The organism is Mesorhizobium sp. M2E.F.Ca.ET.209.01.1.1, from assembly GCF_004010375.2.
In the GTDB taxonomy this organism is placed as follows: Bacteria; Pseudomonadota; Alphaproteobacteria; order Rhizobiales; family Rhizobiaceae; genus Mesorhizobium.
Window position 1 is genome coordinate 1 of record NZ_SADP02000888.1, and the last position, 312, is coordinate 312.

At 65.7% G+C, this 312-nt stretch carries 1 protein-coding gene; it reads right to left on the reverse strand.

The genetic code is table 11. The features are described from left to right. Positions 1-312: LysR substrate-binding domain-containing protein (locus tag EN852_RS38345; protein ID WP_246694571.1), on the reverse strand; the 312-nt coding region annotated here is incomplete at both ends.

Consider the following 312-nt stretch of genomic DNA (forward strand, 5'->3'; position numbering starts at 1 on the left):
GGCCACCATCGAGCGCTGCAGCTCGAATGAGCTCGTTGTCGCCCTCGCAATCGGCGATAGGCCGCGGCTGAGGAAGAGGTCCAACATGTGCTGCCAGCTATGCGGCTGGTCCGTGGTGATCAGCGGATGCTGGGCGAGCTCGGCCAGGCTGACGGCGTGCTTGTCCGCCAACACATGGCCGGCGGGAAGAAGCGCGTGCGGCCGCAATTCATGCAGCAGGATGCGCTTGAAATGCCCCGGCAGGCCGAGATCGTAGGTGAGGACGAGATCGACGGCGCTGTCGGACAGGCGCCGTCCTACCGCACGCAAGGT